Here is a 2,750-nt window from a genome sequence, read left to right as displayed (position 1 = left end):
CGCGATTTACCCCAATAACTGATATTTTTTCATCCAAAGCTGGGTGAATTTTGATCATCTGATCCATGCTGTCCTAGGGGTATGTATTGATTCGTTGTAATGCACCGCGTGCTTTAGAAGAATTTCTTTCAGCTTAGTTTCAGGTAAAGCGGCTACCTTGCCCCTGCACGAACGTGCATTCAATTATTGCGCTCCGCCTTGAGTGAATACTCAAAACCCTAGGGAGAAACTAGATGAATAAAAATACTAAAAATGTAATGAGCGGACTGGCCGTTGCGTTTGCAGCAGCTGCTATTGCCGGTTGTTCGGCTACAGCCAATACCAACACAACAGCGGCTGCGGCCAATACGACGGATCTGGTGCATTGTGCCGGTGTAAACGTCTGTAAAGGTCACAATGACTGTGGCGGTGCGAGCAACGCTTGTGCCGGTCAGGCTTCCTGTAAAGGTTCAGGCTTTGTCGTGATGCCTTCCAAGGCGTGCGGTGATGTCGGTGGTAAAATTCAGGATGACTGGCGTGGTGAAGTTTCTAAAGCTGAGCTGGTTCAGTGTACTGGTGTGAACGTGTGTAAAGGCCATAACGATTGTTCAGGTGCTGACAACTCTTGTGCAGGCCAGGCATCTTGTAAAGGTACTGGTTTTGTCAAAATGGGCGCTAAAGCCTGTGGCGATATCGGCGGCAAATCATAAGATTTCGTCGATGACCTGAATTACTCAGGTTGATGCGGATATCTGATGGATTCACCCCTGTTGGATATCTGCATCTATTGAATACCGAACTCTGTGCCGGATCGCAGGGAAGCATTGTTCGAAGTTACGTGCACTTACTGATTTAACTGAACTATAACTACATAGTTGCAGTGGGTAAGGCGCGGATAAACAGTTATTGAAGGGTTTCTTATATGTCGCAACATTTTCTGGGATTTGGACTGGGTCTGCGGACCGATCATTTTCATGATGTGCTTGAACAAAAGCCGGATCTTGATTGGTTTGAAGTGATCTCAGAGAACTTCATGGTTGATGGCGGCAAGCCGAAATACTACCTTCACAGCATCCGTGAGCACTATCCGATGGTGATGCACGGTGTGTCTATGTCGCTGGGATCAACCGATCCACTGGATATGGATTACCTCAAACGGCTGAAACAACTGCACGATGAGCTGCAACCCGAATGGTTCTCTGATCATCTGTGCTGGACAGGGCTGGACGGTGTGAACGCTCATGACCTGCTGCCCATGCCGTATACGGAAGAGGCGATCAGCCACTGTGTTGAACGCATTCAGCGTATTCAGGATTACATGGGGCGTCGGATGCTGATTGAGAACGTCTCCAGTTACATCAGCTATGCCGAATCAGGCATGACTGAATGGGAATTTTTGCGCGAAGTAACGGATCGGGCCGATTGCCACATCCTGTTCGACGTAAACAACATCTACGTTAGCGCCCGTAATCACGATTTTGATCCGTTGGATTACATCAAAGGCACCAACGCAGAGCGGGTGCGCCAGTTTCATCTGGCCGGACATACCGATTATGGTGATTACGTGATCGATACCCACGATCATGATATTCCTGATCCGGTCTGGAAGCTCTACAAGGAGGCGCTGATGCACTTTGGCCCGGTAAGTACGATGATCGAACGCGACGATAACATCCCGTCGCTGGAGGCCCTGATGGCTGAGCTGGATATTGCTCGTCGTATTGCAGCCGATACCCTGACCGAAGATCAGCTGACACCACGTTACAAGGAGGCCGTATGAGTTTGCACGAACGACAGCAGCAGCTACTGGCCTTTATGATGGGGCAGAATTCTGAGATTGCAGAGCATATCCGCGATCATGGAGCGATCACCGTTGATACCCGCTTGAATATCTATCGCAACGCCTATCAGGTCCGTTTTTGGGAGGTTATCGATACTGATCATCCCATTCTGGGCATCTATCTGGGTGATGATCTGTTTAACAACATGGTGCGTGATTACATCAACGCCTACCCGTCACATTTCAAATCACTGCGCTATTTCGCGGACCGGTTGCCACAGTTTCTAACCGAAGATGAAACACTAAAAGTCTATCCTCATATCGCTGAGCTGGCGCGCTTTGAGCGAGAACTGCTCAATGCCTTTGATGCACCGGATACCGAGTGCGCCGAGCGTCAGCAGCTGGTCGATCTGGCCCCTGACAAGTGGCCAACCTTGAAGCTGGTCTTCCATCCGAGTCTTCAGGTGTTTACCACGAACTACAATGTGGTGGATATCTGGCAGCACATCAAAGCGGAACGGACACCGCCTGATCCGTTGCAACAGGACGAGACCTGGTTGCTGTGGCGCAATCGCGAGCGCCTGACCGAGTTTGCCAGCGTGGATAATTTTGAGTTCACGATGTATCAGGCCTTTTTATCGGGTAGCAATCTGGAAGAGGTGGCGGAGTTGCTATTGGAGATTAGTCACTCTGATCCATCTGAGCACATGGTTAATACGCTGTTTACGTGGTTGGATCGGGGGTGGATAAGCCGACTTGATTCTGGTTTGTCAGTCATAAAATGATCTTGTGTATTTGTTTTTGTATCGCTTAGTGCCTTCCTGCCTCTTTGTCTGCATTGACGTAAGAGGCTTCAGCTCTATCCCTCATATACCGAATTCGTTAGATACTCTATCTTAACTTTCTACTACGCATTACTGGCCGGTTTTTGCTTCTTATATTCTCAGATCACTAGATTATTCTCCAACTTTCGGTGCTTGTAACCGTTTGT

At 48.7% G+C, this 2,750-nt stretch carries 3 protein-coding genes; all 3 read left to right on the top strand.

Annotated features, from left to right (window positions below; translation table 11 throughout):
* The first annotated feature begins 233 nt into the window (after positions 1–233).
* The 3 genes from ABYW01_RS18710 (at position 234) to ABYW01_RS18700 (ending at position 2,544) form a co-directional block, all read left to right on the top strand.
* Entirely contained in the window at positions 234–689 is a 456-nt protein-coding gene (locus ABYW01_RS18710; protein ID WP_372835794.1) for a hypothetical protein, read from the top strand.
* A gap of 212 nt (positions 690–901) precedes the next feature.
* On the top strand, positions 902–1,759 hold the full coding sequence (locus ABYW01_RS18705; protein WP_372835792.1) for a DUF692 domain-containing protein: 858 nt from the start codon (positions 902–904) through the stop codon (positions 1,757–1,759).
* The gene (locus ABYW01_RS18700) at positions 1,756–2,544 is read left to right on the top strand and encodes a putative DNA-binding domain-containing protein (RefSeq protein ID WP_372835791.1); all 789 of its coding nucleotides are present in this window, start codon (positions 1,756–1,758) and stop codon (positions 2,542–2,544) included. Before ABYW01_RS18705 ends, ABYW01_RS18700 begins: the two co-directional genes overlap by 4 nt.
* Positions 2,545–2,750: the final 206 nt, after the last annotated feature.

The sequence above is a fragment of the Pontibacterium sp. genome (genome assembly GCF_041587635.1).
In the GTDB taxonomy this organism is placed as follows: Bacteria; Pseudomonadota; Gammaproteobacteria; order Pseudomonadales; family Balneatricaceae; genus Pontibacterium.
The sequence above is the reverse complement of the archived record's forward strand: the minus strand, read 5'-3'. Positions and strand labels throughout refer to the sequence as shown.

Excerpts from the sequence above, each read along its gene's own strand:
- ABYW01_RS18700 (WP_372835791.1), top strand. The coding sequence starts at position 1,756 with ATGAGTTTGCACGAACGACAGCAGCAGCTACTGGCCTTTATGATGGGG.
- ABYW01_RS18710 (WP_372835794.1), top strand. The coding sequence starts at position 234 with ATGAATAAAAATACTAAAAATGTAATGAGCGGACTGGCCGTTGCGTTT.
- ABYW01_RS18705 (WP_372835792.1), top strand. The coding sequence starts at position 902 with ATGTCGCAACATTTTCTGGGATTTGGACTGGGTCTGCGGACCGATCAT.